The sequence below is a fragment of the Adlercreutzia equolifaciens genome (genome assembly GCF_029076695.1).
In the GTDB taxonomy this organism is placed as follows: domain Bacteria; phylum Actinomycetota; class Coriobacteriia; order Coriobacteriales; family Eggerthellaceae; genus Adlercreutzia; species Adlercreutzia equolifaciens_A.
Map to the genome: position 1 here is coordinate 729,006 of NZ_JARFIK010000001.1, position 16,942 is coordinate 745,947.

Consider the following 16,942-nt stretch of genomic DNA (forward strand, 5'->3'; position numbering starts at 1 on the left):
ATGCGCCCCGTTCGCTGTTTCGCGGACGGGGCGCATTGGTTGTCTCGGGGCGATGAGGCCCTGGTTGACGAGGCGGGTTAGTTCTGTGCGGTGAGCATGGAAATGCCCTCGGAGAGCACCGAAGGGCTCATGGCGCCCATGTAGCCGCCGAGGATGTTGCCTTCGGCGTCGATGAGGTAGGTCTGCGGAACGCCGCTCACACCGAAAGCGGCAGCAGCGCTGCTGTTCTTGTCAAAATAGACGGGGAAGGTGTAGCCGTTCTCGCTGAGGAAGGCCTTGGCGGTCTCCTCAGTCTCGCCACTCATGCCAACCATATCGACAATGACGAACTGCACGTCCTCGCGGTTGACCTCCCAGCTTGCCTGGAGGTCGGGCATCTCACTGGCGCAGGGACCGCACCAGCTGGCCCAGAAGTTCAGCAGCACGGGCTTGCCGCGGAAGTCGCTCAGCTTCAGGGTATGGCCCTCGGCGTCGGTCATGGAGAAGTCGGGGGCCGGCGTGGTGGCATTGGCCCCCTCGCCCTCGCTGCCCGCGTCGGTGGAGTCGTTGGTCGCTTCCACCTCGGTGCTTTGGGCGGCGTTGGTTCCCGTCACTTCGACGCCGGGCTCGGCCTGGGGCGCCAGGGCGCTGTAGGCAATGCCGGCTCCCACCAGCAGCACCGCGAAGGCCACCACGGCGATGATGACCCGCAGGTGCGTTTTGCGGTCGCTGGTCTGGCCTGCCGGGGTAGCGTCGTTGGCGGCTTCCTCGGCGCGGGCCGCCTCCAGGGCTTCGCCCACCTGCTCGCCGCGCTCCTGCGGAGTTTTGTCGGAGCCTTCGCTCAGTTTGGCCTCTTCTTCGGCTTCGCCTTCCGCCAGGGCCTCTTTCAGCTCGTCGCCTTCCGACGGGGCGCCGGTGCTCTTGTCGTTGTCGGTCATAGGTACAACCTTTCTTTCAGGCGGCTAGCTTAACAGACGGAGGAACCCGCCAAGCAGTCCGGTGGCCATGAGCACGCCCACGAGCACCAGGAACCAGCCGCATACCTTGTTGATGATATCGTAATGGCTTTTGATGACGTTGAACGCGCCCTTCAGCTTGTCGATGAGCACGGCCGCCGCCACAAAAGGAATGCCCAGGCCAGCAGAGTAGCACAACAGCAGCAAAATCCCTTTGACCACCGAGGCTTGTTGCGAGGCCAACATAAGCGCCGACCCCAAAAAGGCGCCGACACAGGGGGTCCATCCAATGGAAAAAACAACACCGAACAGAATGGACGAGAAAAATCCCAGCTGACGTCCGGCCAGAGGGTTCTGCCGCCCGTGGAACAGGTTGATCTTGATGAAGCCCAGGAAGTACAGACCGAAGGCGATGACTACCAGGCCGCACACTACGTTAACCGCCGTCTGGTACTCGATGAAAAAGGCCCCCACGCTGGAGGCCAGAGCTCCCATGGCAATGAACACCAGGGTAAAGCCGAGCACAAAGCCCAAAGCGTTGCGCAGCACCACAGGGGTTCGCACTTCCTCACCCGCGGCGAAGTAGGTGACGTAGATGGGGATCATGGGCAGAAGGCAGGGCGATACGAAGGTGATAATGCCTTCCAGGAAAGTAATGAGAAATTCCATGTAAATGCCCGTTCCTTCTGGGGTGACGTCGGTTTGCGATAATGGTTTTGCCCCTGGCTTGCGGCAGCCGTTTCGCGACGGCGCCCGCGGGGGCAGGTTCGATCCAAATATTATTCCATGGCGCGCTTCTTGCGAAAGGGAATGATCAACGAGAAGCGCGATTGTTACATGAACCCAGGGCCGAGCTCCGCTCCCTCTGGGCACGAGTTTTCTGCTGGGATCGTTGCAAAAAAAGAAAAGGTGCCGTATGCTGGGCTGACACTTTGCAAATATCCCCAATCGCACGAGGCAAAGGACGCATTATGAGAAATCTTCTGGGGGCTGCAGCTCCTCTTCTCCAGCAGCGCCAAGCGGCTACGCGCCGGGCGCTCGATCTTGTCCAGGCGGCAGCCCTGTTGTTGCTTGCCCTGCTTGTCTTCTTGAACGCCCTGGCCTAAGGGGGCATCATGAGCTCCTTTTCCAAGCTGCTCACTCGTCGTCGCTTCCTGTGGCTCTCTGCTCTGACCGGCGGTACGCTTGTGCTGGGCGGTTGCGCCGATGAAAGCGCTTCGACGGAATCGGGCGGCGGTACCACCTTCGACAATGCAGCGGCTCCCGGCGATGCCGCAGCGGACGATACGGCTGCAGACGGCGCCGCGGCTGAAGATTACACCCAAGTGGTGGCCGATCGGCTGAAGGCCATGACGCTCGAGCAGAAAGTGGCCCAGCTGTTCATGGTGGCGCCGGAAGCGCTGGTGGAGGACATTTCCCAGGTCACACAAGCGGGGGAGATGACCCACGAGGGCGTGACCCGCTGGCCCGTGGGCGGCATCGTGTACTTCGCGCAGAATCTGCTCGAGCCCACGCAAACCACCGACATGCTTGCCAACGTGAAGCAGCTCTACGAAGAGGACGGCAACGTTGCTCCCTTCTTGGGCGTAGACGAAGAGGGCGGCAGCGTGGTGCGCATTGCCGATAACGAGGCGTTCGGCGTGGAAGACGTCGGGGATGCCTCGGCATTGGGCAGCGGCGGGGACGCAGCGGCGGCCAAGCAGGCCGCCGAGACCCTGGCGGGCTACTTGAAGCCGCTCGGCTTCAACCTTGATTTTGCTCCCGTGGCCGATGTGGTGGACCCCTCGCGCAGCGACACCATGGGGCTGCGCTCCTTCTCCAGCGACCCGGCGGTAGCTGCCGATATGGTGCGGGCCGAAGTGGAAGGATTCGAGAGCGCAGGTCTGCTGTGCTGCGCGAAGCACTTCCCGGGCATCGGGGCTGCCGCCGGCGACAGCCATGACGGGTCGATTACTATCGAAAAAACCGTTGATGAGCTGGAAGAAGTCGATCTCGTGCCCTTCCAGGCGGCCATTGAGGCCGGCGTGCCGCTTATTATGGTGGGCCATCTGAGCCTGCCGAATGTCATCGGCGACGACACGCCCGCGCCGCTGTCGGCGAAGGTGGTGCAGGAGCTGCTGCGCGACAAGCTGGGCTACCAAGGCATCGTCATGACCGACTCGCTGAGCATGGGGGCCATCGCCGATCACTACAACGCGGCCGAGGCCGCCGTGGGCGCCCTGCAAGCCGGCTGCGATATGCCGCTCATGCCCGAGAACTTCTCCGAAGCCTATCAAGGGGTGCTCGATGCCGTGGCCGCCGAGCAACTTACCGAAGAGCGCATCGACCAGTCGGTGACGCGCATTTTGACGGCGAAGGCGAAGTACCTGGGGCTCTAAGGGCGCCGGCAGTCCAGACAGAGCTTGCGTGCGCTTTCGCAATGTCCGATCCCTGGCGCCCCGCAAGGGCCCAGTCCGCTGGACGCTGTTACTTCGTCTCCCAGACGCGCACCTTGCAGCACTTCTCGGTTTCCCCGTTGATGGGCGTGTGGTTGACGCTGCTGTAGGTGACGGCGCGCTTTCCCATGCCCGATGAGGCCAGGAAGTCCTTGTAGGAATCGGCGCCTTCCTCGAGGGGCAGGGCGGCGAACTTCTTCTCGTCGATGTTCACCAGGCACATATTGGTGCTGCCCTTGATCATGAGCCAGTTCCCGCACCAGCAGGGGGCCGATATAGGGGTGCGCGCGTAGCGGAACCAGGGCGTGTCGCTGTAAGCTTGGGTTGCGGCGTTGGCCTGATCGACGGAGATGGAGTGGGCCTGGGTGGCGCTGGCTGCAATGGTGGCCTCGCCATCGGCCTCCGCGGTGTCTTCCGGCTCGGGGGCCGGAGCGGACACCTGGGCCTCCACCGGCGTCAGGGGCATGTAGGTGCCCAAGTTGGCAATGCCGTCACCGTAGTTGTAAATGGCCTCGAAGGCGAAGTTGAAGCCTGTGGGGCCGTAGCTGCACTCCATGGGCTTCATGGAGGTGGGCAGCACGCAGGCGTCGGTGACGGTGCCGGAGGCCCCGTCGATCTTCGTCAGCTGATAGTAGGTGCCGCTGGTGCGGGCGCGGGGCGTGATGACGACGGCGTCTCCGCAGGAGCTGGGGGCGCAGGCCATACGGCCCTGGGACTCGTAGACCACCTCGGCCTCGCTGGAGCCGAACTTGGCACGCTTGAGCAGGGAGTTCTCCACGCGAGCCTCGCCGTTCAGCTGCGGAAGCCGCTGCCAGAAGCCGTACTTGCCGGCCACGGCCAAGGTGGGCATTTCCCAGTTGACATCGCCCTCGTCCAAAAGACGCTTCTTGCCCAGGCCGTCGCCCTTCACTTTAGCGGCGTAGACGCGCCACAGGCCGTCCATGATGTCGGCCTCGGTCCAGATGATGCCCGAGGCGTTGCCGCGTACGTCGTAGATCTCGAAGCCCTCGTCCTCGCCCACGGCGTGCTCGAGCACCGTGGTACAGGTGCCGGAGTCCAGGGAGAGAATGCCCACTTGGGCCAGGGGCTTGGCCGTTTCGGTGGGCAGCAGGCAGACGGCGGTCTCGTCGTCGCTCGACCACAGCAGGGTGCCGTAGGGCAGCTTGGCCGTGGTCACCACGGTGGCCACGGAGTCGACGTCCTCCACCTGCTCGAGGTTCTGGGAGTCGTAGACGGCGTCTTCGGGCACGGTGAGCACGTTCAGGTCGTCGGACCCCTTGGCGTGGCTGTTGGCGTAGGCGGTGGCTCCGCCCAGGGCGGCCAGCGTGGCCAGTCCCGCGGCGCCGTACAGGAAGTGGCGGCGGGTGAGAAGCACCTCGTGACCGCCGGGAAGCGACAGGGCCTTGCCCTCGGACGGGGCGGTACGGCGCTTGGGGGAAGCGCCAGCGTGGCGCAAGGTGGCGGCATCGATCGACGACGCCGACGTGCCGACGCGCCGCGATTTCGCGGAGGGACGGGCGGCAGAGGGGCGAGCGGTAGGTAGCGAGCTATGGGATGAGGCGCCGGCGGATCGACGAGCAGGGCGCTGGGACGACCCGGAACGGGCGCGCGGAGTTCTTTTCTGTGGCATGGGTGTATTGTGTCATTTCGCATACGCCTCGGCGACCGCTGCGGCCTAAACGCTACAATAAACGCAAACACGACCGCCGGGCTGATATATACCGACAACGGGAAATAACCGCAGGTCAGTATCAATTTCTGCTTGGGCGCCCCAAGGCAATGCAAACGAACCAGAGGAGCCTTTTATGAGCAATGAGACACGCCGCATTCTGCTGGTGGAGGACGAGAAGGCCATTCGTGACGCCGTAACGGCCTATCTTGAGCGCGAGAATTACTGGGTCACGGCTGTCGGTGACGGCCAGGACGCCCTGGAAGAGTTCCAGAAGCACCATTTCGACTTGGTCATTCTCGACCTTATGCTGCCCCGCGTCCCGGGCGAGCGCGTCTGCCGCGTCATTCGCGACACGTCGGATGTGCCCATCATCATGCTCACGGCCAAGGGCGAGGTCGAAGACCGCATCATCGGCCTGGAGCTGGGCGCCGACGACTACCTGGTAAAGCCCTTCAGCCCCCGCGAGCTGGTGGCCCGCGCCCGCGCCTTGCTGCGCCGCGTGCACGCCGACTCCGAGCCCCAGCGCGAAGTGCTGGAATTCGGCGAGCTTACCATCGACGTGTCCGGCCACAAGGTGCTGGTCTCCGGCGAGGAAATCGATCTTACGGCCAGCGAGTTCAAGCTGCTCACCACGCTTTCCCGCTACCCGGGCCGCGTGTACTCTCGTATGGAGCTGGTGGAAAAGGTGCTCGGCTATGACTTCGAGGGCTACGAGCGCACCATCGACTCGCACGTGAAGAACCTCCGCGCCAAGATTGGCGACAATCCGCGCAACCCCAAGTGGCTCCACACGGTGCATGGCGTGGGCTATCGTTTCGAGGATCCCACCAAGTCGGGGCAGTAAGCGCAGCCCCAATCCCTTGTTTCTGCGGGGCGGCGTAAGGCCGCCCCTTTTTATGGGAGCACCTTCGGTGCCCCGCGCGTCTTTGAAGGAGCCCCATGACTGACGTCGAAGCGAAGCCCCGCATCTTGGAAACCGCCGATGAGTCGACGCTCGGCGCGCCGTCGCCGGCATCGTCGACGCGCAAAACGAAGCGCAAGCGCCTTATTCGCTGGTCCAGCTTCTCCTATACCACCCGCGTTACCCTGGCTTTTGCTCTTATTGCCGCCATGACGGCGTTGGTAGCTATCGGTGTGGTGTCCTTCGTATGGGAGCAGCACTTCCGCACTTACACGGCCGACAACATGGAAACCCTTTGCCAGACCACGGCCAATCGCATCGCCGCCATCTACGAGGAGACGGGCGACTTATGGGCCCCGGAAACCACGAAGCCCGCAGCTCAAGCCACGGAGATGACCAGCGGCATCGGCGTGAAAGTCACCGATATGAAGGGGGGCACCCCCTTCGACTCCTCCATTGTCATCGATGAGGAGCAGGCGGGCACGCTCAAGTCCTTCGAGCCTGCCGAGCGCGATCAGGTGGCCATCGCCGACATCAAGGTCGACGGCAAAGTGGTGGGCAAGGTGCGCCTGTGGGTGTACGGCTCCGAGGCGCTTATGCGCCAGCCCGATCAGGAATTCCGGGACAACTCCTATCAGGCTATGTTCATTGCCGCAGGCGTGGCCATTGTGCTGGCCTCCTGCATCGGCTTCCTCTTCGCGCGCAACTTGGTGGCGCCCATCAACCGCATCATGGGCGCGGCCCGCGCCATCGGCGAGGGCGATCTGTCGGCGCGCACTAACCTAACGGGCGAGGACGAGGTGGCCCGCCTGGGTGAAACCTTCGACGCCATGGCCGAATCGGTAGAGAAGGACCGCGATCTGGAGCGGCGGCTTACCACTGACGTGGCCCACGAGCTGCGCACGCCGCTTATGGCCATCCAGGCTACGGTAGAGGCCATGGTCGATGGGGTCTACGAGGCCGACGAAGAGCGCCTGGTCACGGTGAATTCCGAAATCCAGCGCCTGTCGCGCCTGGTTAACGCCTTGCTCAAGCTTTCGCGTTTGGAAAACCGCGCCGAGCCCATGAAGGAAGAAGTGGTGAACGTGGGCGATCTTATCGCCGGCATCATCGCTACCCATGAGATGTTCGTCTCCGACTCGGGCCTTACCCTGGAGTACGACGCCCAGCCCGACGTCATGGTGGTGGGCGACGCCGACATGATTCGCCAGGCCACAGCCAACCTCATCTCCAACGCCGTGCGCTACACCCCCGAGGGCGGCCACATCAACGTCAGCGTGCGCAAGGGCGACATTATGGCCTCCATCGCGGTCAAGGACACGGGCATCGGCCTTTCGAAGGAAGAGGCCCGCATGGTGTTCTCGCGCTTCTGGCGCGCCGACGCCGGCCGCAATCGCGAGAGCGGCGGCTTGGGCGTGGGTCTGGCCGTGGTGAAGGAAATTGTCGATCGTCACGGCGGTTGGGTGCAGGTGGAAGGCGAGAAAGACAAGGGCGCCTGCTTCACCATCCACATCCCTCTGTACGACGAAGATGCCCAGAAGCGCGCAGGCCGCTCCGGCAAGAAGCGCACCAGCACCAAGAAGAGCCGCTAGGCTTTTGGCGCGGCGGCCGTGAGCCGCTGCCGTCATCACTTTCATCCTTGGCGAGTCCCGTCTTTTGCTGGCGGGGCTCGTGCTGTTGGCAGGGCTAGCGGGATCGCGTCGCCGCTCGATGGGTTCCCCGTGCTGAATCCTCGCCCGCAGGGCGGTGCCGCCTTCGGCGTCCGTTCCTTTGTGGCATAATGGACGGTACGCAAAAATGGGGCTCGACCATGGTGTTTCGAGCCTGAAGCTCACAAGTGGAAAGGGTGTCCATGACGGGAATCGACATCGCCCCCGATGCGCAGGGCAAGGTTCGCGATCTGTACGATCTGGGAGATTCGCTGCTGCTGGTGGCAACCGACCGCATTTCGGCCTTCGATTACGTGCTGGAAGATGAAATTCCCTGCAAGGGCCAGGTGCTCACGCAGCTGTCGAAGTTCTGGTTCGAGCTTCTGGACGGCGTGGTGGACAATCATCTTATTTCCACCGATGTGGCCGATTTGCCCGAGCAGTTCCAGCCCTATGCCGACCAGCTGCGCGGCCGCTTCATGTTGGTGCGCAAGGCCGACATGTTCCCGGCCGAGTGCATTGTGCGCGGCTATTTGGCCGGCAGCGGCCTGAAGGAGTACCAGCGCGAGGGCACCGTCTGCGGCATCCAGCTTCCCGAGGGCCTGGTGAATTCCTCGAAGCTGCCCGAGCCCATCTTCACCCCCTCCACCAAGGCGGAAATTGGCGACCACGACGAGAACATCTCCTACGAGCGCCTGGTGGAGATCATCGGCGAGGAGGATGCCTCGGCGCTGCGGGATCTGGCCCTGAAGGTGTACACCACGGCTCGCGATCACGCGGCCGAGCGCGGCGTCATCATTGCCGATACGAAGTTCGAGTTCGGCGTCATCGACGGCAAGATCATCCTGGCCGACGAGGTGCTCACGCCGGATTCCTCGCGCTTCTGGCCCGGCGATGCCTACGAGGAGGGCGCCGACCAGCCTAGCTTCGACAAGCAGTTCGTGCGCGACTGGCTGACGGCCAACTGGGACAAGCAGGGCAACCCCCCGCGCCTGCCCCAGGAAGTCATCGACGCCACCACCGCCAAGTACATCCAGGCCTATGAGCTGATCACGGGCAAGAAATTCGACCCCAGCACTTTCTAGGAGATTCTCTCAATGTCACAGCGTAACCCCATGAACGAGCGCTATCAGTCCGAAGACCGCCGCGGTGTCACCCGCAAGAGCGCCGCTTCTGCCAAGCCGAAGTCGAAAGCGGCCTCGTCGGTCACGGTGAAGTCCGCGAAGAAAACGCCCGAGCAGAAGAAGGCGGCCGAGAAGGCGGCCCGTCGCGAGGCTTCGCAGAAGCAGCGCGAAATCGAGCGCAAGTACTACAAGCCCGACACGCCGCGCTACAAGCGCATGCGCATCCTGTGGTGGGTGCTGCTTGTTGCGGCCATCGGCTGCACCACCCTGTCCTTCGTGGGCCAGTCCTGGATGCCTCCCACGGCGGGCGTGGTCATCCTGGTGCTGGCCTATGTGTTCATCATCGCGGCCTTCATTCTGGACTTCGTGGTCATCAAGAAGGAGCGCGTGGCCTACCAGGAGCGCATGCTGGCCGAGGAAGAGAAGAACGCCAAGGCCGAGAAGCAGGCGCGCCGCGTGCAGCAGGCTAAACAGTCGGTGAAGCCGAAGGGCTCGGGCAAGAACCAGAACCGCCATGCCGCCCCGAAGAAGGGCGCGTCGTCCCAGGAGGCTCCGGAGACCGACGCCTCCGACGAGCCGCCGGTCAAGCCGCAGCGTCGCGGGCTCTTCGGCAGCGGTTTCCGCCTGTCCAACCGCGAGAAGATGCAGGCCGAGAAGAAGGCCGCCAAGGAGGCCAAGGCTGCCGAGAAGGCCGCTCAGGCCGACGAATCCAAGTAGGGAAGTGCAAGAGCCTGCGAGTAGGGGAATGCTCGCAGGCTTCTTTTGTGAGGCGGCCTGGCCGCCGTTGGTTCGCAGGGCGCTTCTGCTCGCCCGCTCAAAAGAGAGAGGTACAAGCATGGTATCCCGCGTCTATGTTGAGAAGAAGCCCGGATTCGACGGCGAGGCGCGCGCCCTGGGCGCCGAGCTGCGCGACATTGTGGGCATCACCGGTCTCACCGGCGTGCGCATGGTGAACCGCTACGACGTGGAAGGCGCCAGCGACGAGCTGTTCGCCGCCTGCGTGCCCACGGTGTTCTCCGAGCCGCAGTCCGACACGGCCACCTTCGAGCTTCCTGAGGCCAACGGCGCCGCAGTGTTCGCCGTGGAGTTTTTGCCCGGCCAGTTCGATCAGCGCGCCGATTCGGCCAGCGAGTGCATCCAGCTTATCAGCCAGGGCGAGCGCCCCGATGTGCGCTCGGCCGTGGTGTACTACCTGGAGGGCGACCTTTCCGCCGACGACGTCGACGCGGTGAAGGCTTACGTCATCAACCCCGTCGAGGCCCGCGAGGCCTCGCTGGATACACGCGACACCCTGGCCATGGAGTTCGAGCGTCCGGCCGACGTGGAGGTCATCGAGGGCTTCACGGCCATGGACGATGCGGCCCTGGAGGCCTTCATTGCCGAGCGCGGTCTGGCCATGGACTTGGCCGACATCCAATTCTGCCGCGCCTACTTCGCCGATGAGGGGCGCAACCCCACCATCACCGAGATCAAGATGATCGATACCTACTGGTCCGATCATTGCCGCCACACCACTTTCGGCACCGTGCTGAACGACGTGGCCATTGCCGATGCCAACGTGCAGGCCGCCTTCGACCAGTACCTGGCCATGCGCCACGAGCTGGGTCGCGACGAGAAGCCGGTGTGCCTCATGGACATGGGCACCATCGGCGCGAAGTGGCTGAAAAAAGAGGGCATTCTCACGGGCCTCGACGAGTCCGAGGAGATCAACGCCTGCACCGTGAAGGTAAAGGTAGACGTGGACGGGGAGGAGCAGGACTGGCTCTACCTGTTCAAGAACGAGACCCACAACCACCCCACGGAGATCGAGCCCTTCGGCGGCGCGGCCACCTGCGTGGGCGGCGCCATTCGCGACCCCTTGTCCGGCCGCTCCTACGTGTACCAGGCCATGCGTGTGACGGGCGCGGCCGACCCCACGGTGCCGGTGAGCGAGACCATCCCCGGCAAGCTGCCCCAGCGCAAGCTGGTCACCACGGCGGCGGCCGGCTATTCCTCCTACGGCAACCAGATCGGCCTGGCCACGGGCCGCGTGGACGAGCTGTACCATCCCGGCTACGCCGCCAAGCGCATGGAGATCGGCGCTGTGGTGGGCGCTACGCCGGCCGACCACGTGCGTCGCGAGACGCCGGCGCCGGGCGATGTGGTGGTGCTGCTAGGCGGTCGCACCGGTCGCGACGGTATCGGCGGCGCTACGGGCTCTTCCAAGGCGCACTCCGTGGAATCGCTGGAAAGCTGCGGCGCCGAGGTGCAGAAGGGCAACGCGCCCGTGGAGCGCAAGATCCAGCGCCTGTTCCGTCGCGGCGACGCCTGCCGCATGATCAAACGCTGCAACGACTTCGGTGCCGGCGGTGTGTCCGTGGCCATCGGCGAGCTGGCCGATGGTCTGCAAATCAACCTTGATGCCGTGCCGAAGAAGTACGACGGCCTCGATGGCACCGAGCTGGCCATTTCCGAATCCCAGGAGCGCATGGCCGTGGCCCTGGCGCCGGAAGACGTGGATGCCTTCATCGCGCTGGCTCATGAGGAGAACCTGGAGGCCACGCCGGTGGCCGTGGTCACCGAGGAGCCCCGCGTGCGTATGAACTGGCGCGGGAACACCATCGTGGACGTCAGCCGCGACTTCCTGGCCTCCAACGGTGCGCCCAAGCATGCCGCCGTGTCCGTGCCCCAGCAGGGCGCGTGGGCGCCGAGCTGGGAGGGCGCTACCTTCGCCGATCGTATGGAAACGCTGGTGGGCGACATCAACGTGGCTTCGAACAAGGGCCTCGTGGAGCGCTTCGACTCCACCATCGGCGCTGCCACGGTGCTCATGCCCTTCGGCGGCGCGCGCCAGCTGACCCCGGCCCAGGCCATGGTGGCGAAGCTGCCCGTGTTCGGCGAGACCACCACGGTGTCGGGCATGGCCTGGGGCTTCAACCCCTACCTCAGCAGCGCCAACCAGTTCACCGGGGCCTATCTGGCCGTGGTGGAGTCGGTGGCGAAGCTGGTGGCCACGGGCTTCCACCGTGCGGATATGTATCTCACCTTCCAGGAGTACTTCGAGAAGCTGCGTCAAGACCCGGAGCGTTGGGCCAAGCCCATGGCGGCGGTGCTCGGCGCGCTTATGGCCCAGGTGGATCTGGGTGTGGGCGCCATCGGCGGCAAGGACTCCATGTCCGGCTCCTTCGAGGAGCTGGATGTGCCGCCCACGTTGGTCAGCTTCGCCACGGCCGTGGGCAAGATGGACCGCATCACCTCGCCGGAGCTGAAGGAGGCGGGCAATCGCGTTATTGCCATCGTCCCCGCGCTGCAGGCCGACGGCATCACCCCCGAGCCCCAGGCGCTGTGTGCCGCCATGGATCTGGTCGAGTCGCTGATTGGTGCGGGCTCTGTGTGCGCGGCGGCCACGCCGGGCTACGGCTGCGCGGCCGAGGCGCTGTTCAAGATGGGCGTCGGCAACGGCCTGGGCATCGACTTCGATGAAACCTACGATGTCGACGGCCTGTTCACTCCCGCCTACGGCAGCTTCCTTCTGGAGGTGCCGGCGGAAAGCGCGCTGCCCCAGGCACCCGCGGGGGTGACGGTGGCCTCGGTGGGCACCGTCACGGCGGAGTATGTGTGGACGACCGCCGATGACCAAGTGGATCTGCGCAGCCTGCAGGAGGTGTGGGAGCATGCCATGGAGGGCGTCTTCCCCTATCGCACTAGCGCCGAAGAGCGCGCAGCGGCCGAGCAGGTACCCGCGCTCGATTACCTGGGTGCCCCGGCGCCGGCCTATCATGGTCCGGCCCTGCTGGGCGCCGATGCCGGCAAGCCCCGTGTGGTCATCCCCGTGTTCCCGGGCAACAACTGCGAGTACGACTCCGCCGCGGCCTTCAAGCGTGCCGGTGCCGTGCCGACGGTGTACGTGGTGAACAACCTCAGCCCCGAAGCCGTAGCGGAAAGCACTCATGAGCTGGCCCGCCTTATCCGCGAGTCGCAGATGGTCATGATCCCCGGCGGCTTCTCCGGCGGCGACGAGCCCGACGGCTCGGCGAAGTTCATCACCGCGTTCTTCCGCGCCCCCGAGGTCACCGAGGCCGTGCGCGACTTGCTGCAGGCCCGCGACGGCCTCATGCTGGGCATCTGCAATGGCTTCCAGGCTCTAGTGAAGCTGGGCCTCGTGCCCTTCGGCGATATTCGCCCCATGGACGCCGATTGCGCCACCCTTACCTTCAACCACATTGGCCGCCACCAGTCCACCTTGGTGCGCACCCGCGTGGCCAGCACCATGAGCCCCTGGATGAGCAAGATGGCCGTGGGCGACATCCACACCGTGGCCATCAGCCACGGCGAGGGTCGCTTCGTGGCACCGCAGCCGCTGCTGGACACCATGGTGGCGAACGGCCAGGTGGCCACTCAGTACGTGGATGCCCAGGGTCAGCCTTCCCTAGATTTGTCGGTGAACCCCAACGGCTCCGTGCTGGCCATCGAGGGCATCACCAGCCCCGACGGTCGCGTCCTAGGCAAGATGGGCCACACCGAGCGCAGCGGCAACGGCCTTTACAAGAACGCCTTCGGCAACACCTACCAGCCCCTCTTCGAGGGCGGCGTCGACTACTTCTCCACGAAGTAGCGCTTAGAGCCCGACGGCGAAAAGAACATAAAGCGAAACGTGGCCCGCAGGAAGCCCCTGCGGGCCACGTTGCATTTAGAGAAAACTCGCCCATTTTTTGCCAAATAATAAAGAGCGTCCCTGATGGATGGCGATTTCTGGTTCCAGCATCCTTTTTTCTTGCTCGGAAAGCAAAGAAAGTGGATCGCATTGAGGATTCCCGGCCAGCTTCTATACGTTGCCCTGTCTTTCGTAGGCGAATACGTGGTGCTCAGCGCTTTCCTCGACTAGGTCAGCACTTCTTCGATGGCAGTAAGGAATTCCTGGCGAGATGACACGCCGAGCTTCTGGTAGATATGACGAATGTGGGTCCAGGTGGTGCCCTCGCTGATGACGAGCTCTCCTTGGATGAATCGGGCGCTGCGGCCACCGGCCAAGAGAAGGGCGATTTCTGCCTCACGGTTGGTGAGCCCGCACGACTCCCTGAGAAGGGCCATGCGTACTTCGCGCTCGCTGGGTACTTGCTCGCGCGCACTGTCGTTCGGAGCTTCCGCGTCCTTTGAGGCTGCTTGAGCGGGGAGGCCGGTCGCGTCGGTCGCACTGCTGCCACGATGCAATGGCGGGGCGGGAGCAAAGAGAGTCTGCACCGCTTCGGCGGGCAAGAGCCAGATGATGGCCGCAGCGGTGATGGCCAGGGCCACCAGGATGAGCGGTGTGGTGGCAAACGACGGGGGAACCGCCAGGGTGGCTAGGGCTCCGGCTCCCTGACCGCCAATGGTGAAGGCGAAGGTAAGGCCGAGAAACCGCAAAGGAGCAGACTGGGCGTATTTTGCCAGATCGACGGTGGCAATCCAGAGGGCGTACTCGAAGATGCCGTAGCCGATGGCTACCACGGTAAAAGCCGATGACAGCAGGTTTTGCTGCAGCACGAGCAGAAGCGCCAGGCCGATAAGCATAATGAAGCCGATGACGCGCCAGGCGAGGGAGTAACCGCGCTCGCCGCAGCGAAAAAGGATGATAAGGGCGGCAGCGGTGAAAAGATCAACGATGAGGCCCTCTGGTGTGGAGAGCACCACGCCTGTGGTAAGGCCGAGAAACTTGAGCACGCCGAAACAGAATGAGATAGAGGCAATGCCGATCACATAGGCAGGGCGGATGGAAATTGAGCGAGGCTCAAGGCGGGGCCCTTCATGGCCGAAAGCCGAGAGGTGGCCCAAGGAGGTGCGTAGACAACCAAGGCTGATCAGAGGCATGCATGGCAGAACGACCCACAAGAGGGGCGCAAGCGAAAGCAGCGCCATGATCAGAGGCTGAGCGAAGGCCACGGCAAGAATGATGATCCAGGTATTGCGGAGGGGGATATCGACATAAAAGGAGCCCCAGGCAATCATCAGCACGCCAAATCCCAGGCCGGCACCGATAAGGCCCCCGAAATAGATGAGATCGGCCGCGCCACTTGCAGCAAGTGCGGTTTGGGTCGCTGGAGCAAAAAGGCACCAGCAGGACGCAGCGGCGCCGACTGCGTACAGGATGGCAGTGGCTACGGTTAAGGAGCGGCTTACGCGCAAAGCTTGCGGCCGCACTCCAATGAACAAGAGCACAGCGAGCGTGGCAGCGATAAGGAAGAAGGGGTAGGCAGCGGAGGCGTCAAGGAACCGAAGGGGAGCCACGGGTGTTTTTGCTTCGAGCAAAACGATTTCAGGGGACCACAGGCACACCGAACCTATGACTGGTGCAACAAAGTGCGCTACGGATTTGTTCACGAGTGACCCCTTCGCCCATATCTTTGACGGCCATTATACCGTCGTGGCGACGAAACCGCGGGATTCTCGCGGTTTGTTTCGGCTCTATGGCATCATCGAAAGTCTATGATAAGTGGCTTTGAACGGGGAAATCAGTGGCTTTCGATGATGTACGAGAAAGCCGGCCCCCATATTCTTCGGTGCGTTGCAAAACAACATCGCTCGTAACCGGAGGAGGAAGTTTATGAAAACTGCTATGAATCGCCGAGCCTTTTTGAAGGGTGCCGCTGTCTCGGGCATTGCTGCTGCGGCGCTAGGCCTGACCGCGTGTGCGCCCCAAACGAAGATGACGTCCGACGCGTCCGATCTGGCAAAGACGGGGGAGGCTGCGGGTCCTTCCGTTCCCGATACTATTGCGGAAACCGTGTCGGTCGACCTGTTGATTGTGGGCGGCGGCATGTCGGGTCTCGCCGCAGCGGTCGAGGCCGGCGACCAAGGTCTGAGCACGCTTGTTATTGAGGCCACTGGCGAGCTGGGCGGTAACGGCATGGGCGTTGAGGGACTGCTGGGCGTCGGGTCGAGTTTGCAGAAGGAGCAGAACATCGAAATCGAGCCTGCCGCTGTTATCCGCTCAGAGCTCGATTACACCCATGGTCGCAACGATGCTCTGCGCTGGATGGATCTCATCCAGAATTCCGGCCAGAACGTCGATTGGCTGGTGGATCATGGCGTTGCCTTGTCGGGCCAGGTCGATGGCTATATGGAGGGCGGCGAGTATCCCACCTTCCATTGGTTCGAGGGCGGCTTCGCTAAGACGGGCTACATCAATCAGATGCACGATGCCGCGGAGGCTGCGGGCGTGCAGTTCCGTATGAACACGAAAGGCACCGACCTGGTGTTCGAGGATGGCGTGGTTAAGGGCGCTTATGCCGAAAACGAGGCCGGCGAGGCCCTGAAGATCGAGGCCAAGGCGGTCATTCTGGCCACGGGAGGCTTCGGCGGCAATCCCGATTATCTGGTGAGCCGTGGCTACAACCCCGACGACCTGTTCTCCTTTGGTGCGCCGAACCACGACGGTGATGGTTTCCGCATGGCGCTTTCCGTGGGCGCAGGCGATCGCAGCCAGAATTTCTGCGCCCTCGAGAACTTCTCGTTCCGCGGTATTACGTCCCACGACGAGCTTTTCATGTGGCTCAATTCCATCATCGCCACGTTGTACACGCCTACGGTTATGTGGGTCAACCAAAACGGCGAGCGCTATGTGTTCGAGGATTGTGGTGCCGCCAATTACCATGCGACCATGACGCCTAGCTTCAACCAGGAGTTCACCTGCTGCATTTTCGATCGTGGCATCTTCGAGGAAAACGTGCGCGTGCAATGCCCTTACCTCGATTTCGAGGAAGGTGTGGCTCATTTGGACGAGTACGTAGCCGAACACGAGGATACGGATATCGTCGTGGCGGATACCTTCGAGGAGCTGGCGAGTAAGGCCGCGCAGGTCTTCGGTCTGGACGAGCAAACGCTGCTTACGAACCTTAATCGCTACAACGAACTGTGCAAAGCCGGCCATGATGCCGACTTCGGCAAGGCAGCCGAGTTCATGAAGCCCTTCACCAACCCGCCCTTCTACCTGGGTCGGTTGACTCAGGGCGTAGCTGTGGCCATTGGCGGTATTCACACAAGCCGCAACATGGAAGTGCTGACGGAAGAGGATGAGCCCATCCCCGGCCTCTATTCCTGCGGCGTCGACGGTGTGGAGTTGTACCGCAACATCTACACCATCAACATCGGTGGCTCCTGCAACGCCAACAACGTAAACTCCGGCCGTATCGCCGTGCGCAACGCCAAGGAGTACATGGCCTAAGCCCCGTCGCGTACGTCGATCGATCCTCCGCCCTCCCTTCCGGTTCG

General features: G+C 63.3%; 12 protein-coding genes. 8 read left to right on the top strand and 4 right to left on the bottom strand.

Annotated elements, in window-relative coordinates; all coding sequences use genetic code 11:
• Positions 1 to 77: 77 nt before the first annotated feature.
• On the bottom strand, positions 78 to 917 hold the full coding sequence (locus PZH32_RS02810) for a TlpA family protein disulfide reductase (protein WP_275206114.1): 840 nt from the start codon (positions 915 to 917) through the stop codon (positions 78 to 80).
• 24 nt (positions 918 to 941) lie between these two features.
• The gene (locus PZH32_RS02815; RefSeq protein WP_275206115.1) at positions 942 to 1,604 is read right to left on the bottom strand and encodes a cytochrome c biogenesis CcdA family protein; all 663 of its coding nucleotides are present in this window, start codon (positions 1,602 to 1,604) and stop codon (positions 942 to 944) included.
• A gap of 302 nt (positions 1,605 to 1,906) precedes the next feature.
• Here PZH32_RS02815 and PZH32_RS02820 point away from each other — a divergent pair, with 302 nt between their 5' ends.
• Both PZH32_RS02820 and PZH32_RS02825 read left to right on the top strand, forming a co-directional pair.
• The gene (locus tag PZH32_RS02820; protein ID WP_275206116.1) at positions 1,907 to 2,041 is read left to right on the top strand and encodes a hypothetical protein; all 135 of its coding nucleotides are present in this window, start codon (positions 1,907 to 1,909) and stop codon (positions 2,039 to 2,041) included.
• A gap of 9 nt (positions 2,042 to 2,050) precedes the next feature.
• Entirely contained in the window at positions 2,051 to 3,313 is a 1,263-nt protein-coding gene (locus PZH32_RS02825; protein WP_275206117.1) for a glycoside hydrolase family 3 protein, read from the top strand.
• 88 nt (positions 3,314 to 3,401) lie between these two features.
• On the opposite strand, the gene PZH32_RS02830 is transcribed toward PZH32_RS02825, so the two are convergent.
• Complete coding sequence (locus PZH32_RS02830) at positions 3,402 to 5,000, bottom strand: Tat pathway signal protein (protein WP_275206118.1); 1,599 nt, start codon at positions 4,998 to 5,000, stop codon at positions 3,402 to 3,404.
• Between the two features lie 175 nt (positions 5,001 to 5,175).
• Here PZH32_RS02830 and PZH32_RS02835 point away from each other — a divergent pair, with 175 nt between their 5' ends.
• The 5 genes from PZH32_RS02835 to PZH32_RS02855 all read left to right on the top strand — a co-directional run bounded on the left by PZH32_RS02835 (position 5,176) and on the right by PZH32_RS02855 (position 13,310).
• Entirely contained in the window at positions 5,176 to 5,886 is a 711-nt protein-coding gene (locus PZH32_RS02835) for a response regulator transcription factor (RefSeq protein WP_275206119.1), read from the top strand.
• Positions 5,887 to 5,981: 95 nt separating this feature from the next.
• On the top strand, positions 5,982 to 7,535 hold the full coding sequence (locus PZH32_RS02840) for a sensor histidine kinase (protein WP_275206120.1): 1,554 nt from the start codon (positions 5,982 to 5,984) through the stop codon (positions 7,533 to 7,535).
• Between the two features lie 260 nt (positions 7,536 to 7,795).
• The gene (locus PZH32_RS02845; RefSeq protein ID WP_275206121.1) at positions 7,796 to 8,677 is read left to right on the top strand and encodes a phosphoribosylaminoimidazolesuccinocarboxamide synthase; all 882 of its coding nucleotides are present in this window, start codon (positions 7,796 to 7,798) and stop codon (positions 8,675 to 8,677) included.
• Positions 8,678 to 8,689: 12 nt separating this feature from the next.
• The gene (locus tag PZH32_RS02850; protein ID WP_275206122.1) at positions 8,690 to 9,433 is read left to right on the top strand and encodes a hypothetical protein; all 744 of its coding nucleotides are present in this window, start codon (positions 8,690 to 8,692) and stop codon (positions 9,431 to 9,433) included.
• A 118-nt stretch (positions 9,434 to 9,551) separates the two neighbouring features.
• Positions 9,552 to 13,310, top strand: coding sequence for a phosphoribosylformylglycinamidine synthase (locus PZH32_RS02855; RefSeq protein ID WP_275206123.1), 3,759 nt, complete (start codon positions 9,552 to 9,554; stop codon positions 13,308 to 13,310).
• A 266-nt stretch (positions 13,311 to 13,576) separates the two neighbouring features.
• Here the strand turns inward: PZH32_RS02855 and PZH32_RS02860 are convergent, their stop codons facing one another.
• Positions 13,577 to 14,959 (bottom strand): response regulator transcription factor, encoded by a 1,383-nt coding sequence (locus tag PZH32_RS02860; protein ID WP_275206124.1) that lies wholly within the window; start codon positions 14,957 to 14,959, stop codon positions 13,577 to 13,579.
• 316 nt (positions 14,960 to 15,275) lie between these two features.
• Between PZH32_RS02860 and PZH32_RS02865 the strand changes: the two genes are divergently transcribed.
• Positions 15,276 to 16,895 carry an FAD-dependent oxidoreductase gene (locus PZH32_RS02865; RefSeq protein WP_275206125.1) on the top strand — a complete coding sequence of 540 codons (1,620 nt, stop codon included), beginning with the start codon at positions 15,276 to 15,278 and terminating at the stop codon, positions 16,893 to 16,895.
• Positions 16,896 to 16,942: the final 47 nt, after the last annotated feature.

Excerpts from the sequence above, each read along its gene's own strand:
- PZH32_RS02810 (WP_275206114.1), bottom strand. The coding sequence starts at position 917 with ATGACCGACAACGACAAGAGCACCGGCGCCCCGTCGGAAGGCGACGAG.
- PZH32_RS02835 (WP_275206119.1), top strand. The coding sequence starts at position 5,176 with ATGAGCAATGAGACACGCCGCATTCTGCTGGTGGAGGACGAGAAGGCC.
- PZH32_RS02845 (WP_275206121.1), top strand. The coding sequence starts at position 7,796 with ATGACGGGAATCGACATCGCCCCCGATGCGCAGGGCAAGGTTCGCGAT.
- PZH32_RS02865 (WP_275206125.1), top strand. The coding sequence starts at position 15,276 with ATGAAAACTGCTATGAATCGCCGAGCCTTTTTGAAGGGTGCCGCTGTC.
- PZH32_RS02855 (WP_275206123.1), top strand. The coding sequence starts at position 9,552 with ATGGTATCCCGCGTCTATGTTGAGAAGAAGCCCGGATTCGACGGCGAG.
- PZH32_RS02815 (WP_275206115.1), bottom strand. The coding sequence starts at position 1,604 with ATGGAATTTCTCATTACTTTCCTGGAAGGCATTATCACCTTCGTATCG.
- PZH32_RS02820 (WP_275206116.1), top strand. The coding sequence starts at position 1,907 with ATGAGAAATCTTCTGGGGGCTGCAGCTCCTCTTCTCCAGCAGCGCCAA.
- PZH32_RS02830 (WP_275206118.1), bottom strand. The coding sequence starts at position 5,000 with ATGCCACAGAAAAGAACTCCGCGCGCCCGTTCCGGGTCGTCCCAGCGC.
- PZH32_RS02840 (WP_275206120.1), top strand. The coding sequence starts at position 5,982 with ATGACTGACGTCGAAGCGAAGCCCCGCATCTTGGAAACCGCCGATGAG.
- PZH32_RS02825 (WP_275206117.1), top strand. The coding sequence starts at position 2,051 with ATGAGCTCCTTTTCCAAGCTGCTCACTCGTCGTCGCTTCCTGTGGCTC.
- PZH32_RS02850 (WP_275206122.1), top strand. The coding sequence starts at position 8,690 with ATGTCACAGCGTAACCCCATGAACGAGCGCTATCAGTCCGAAGACCGC.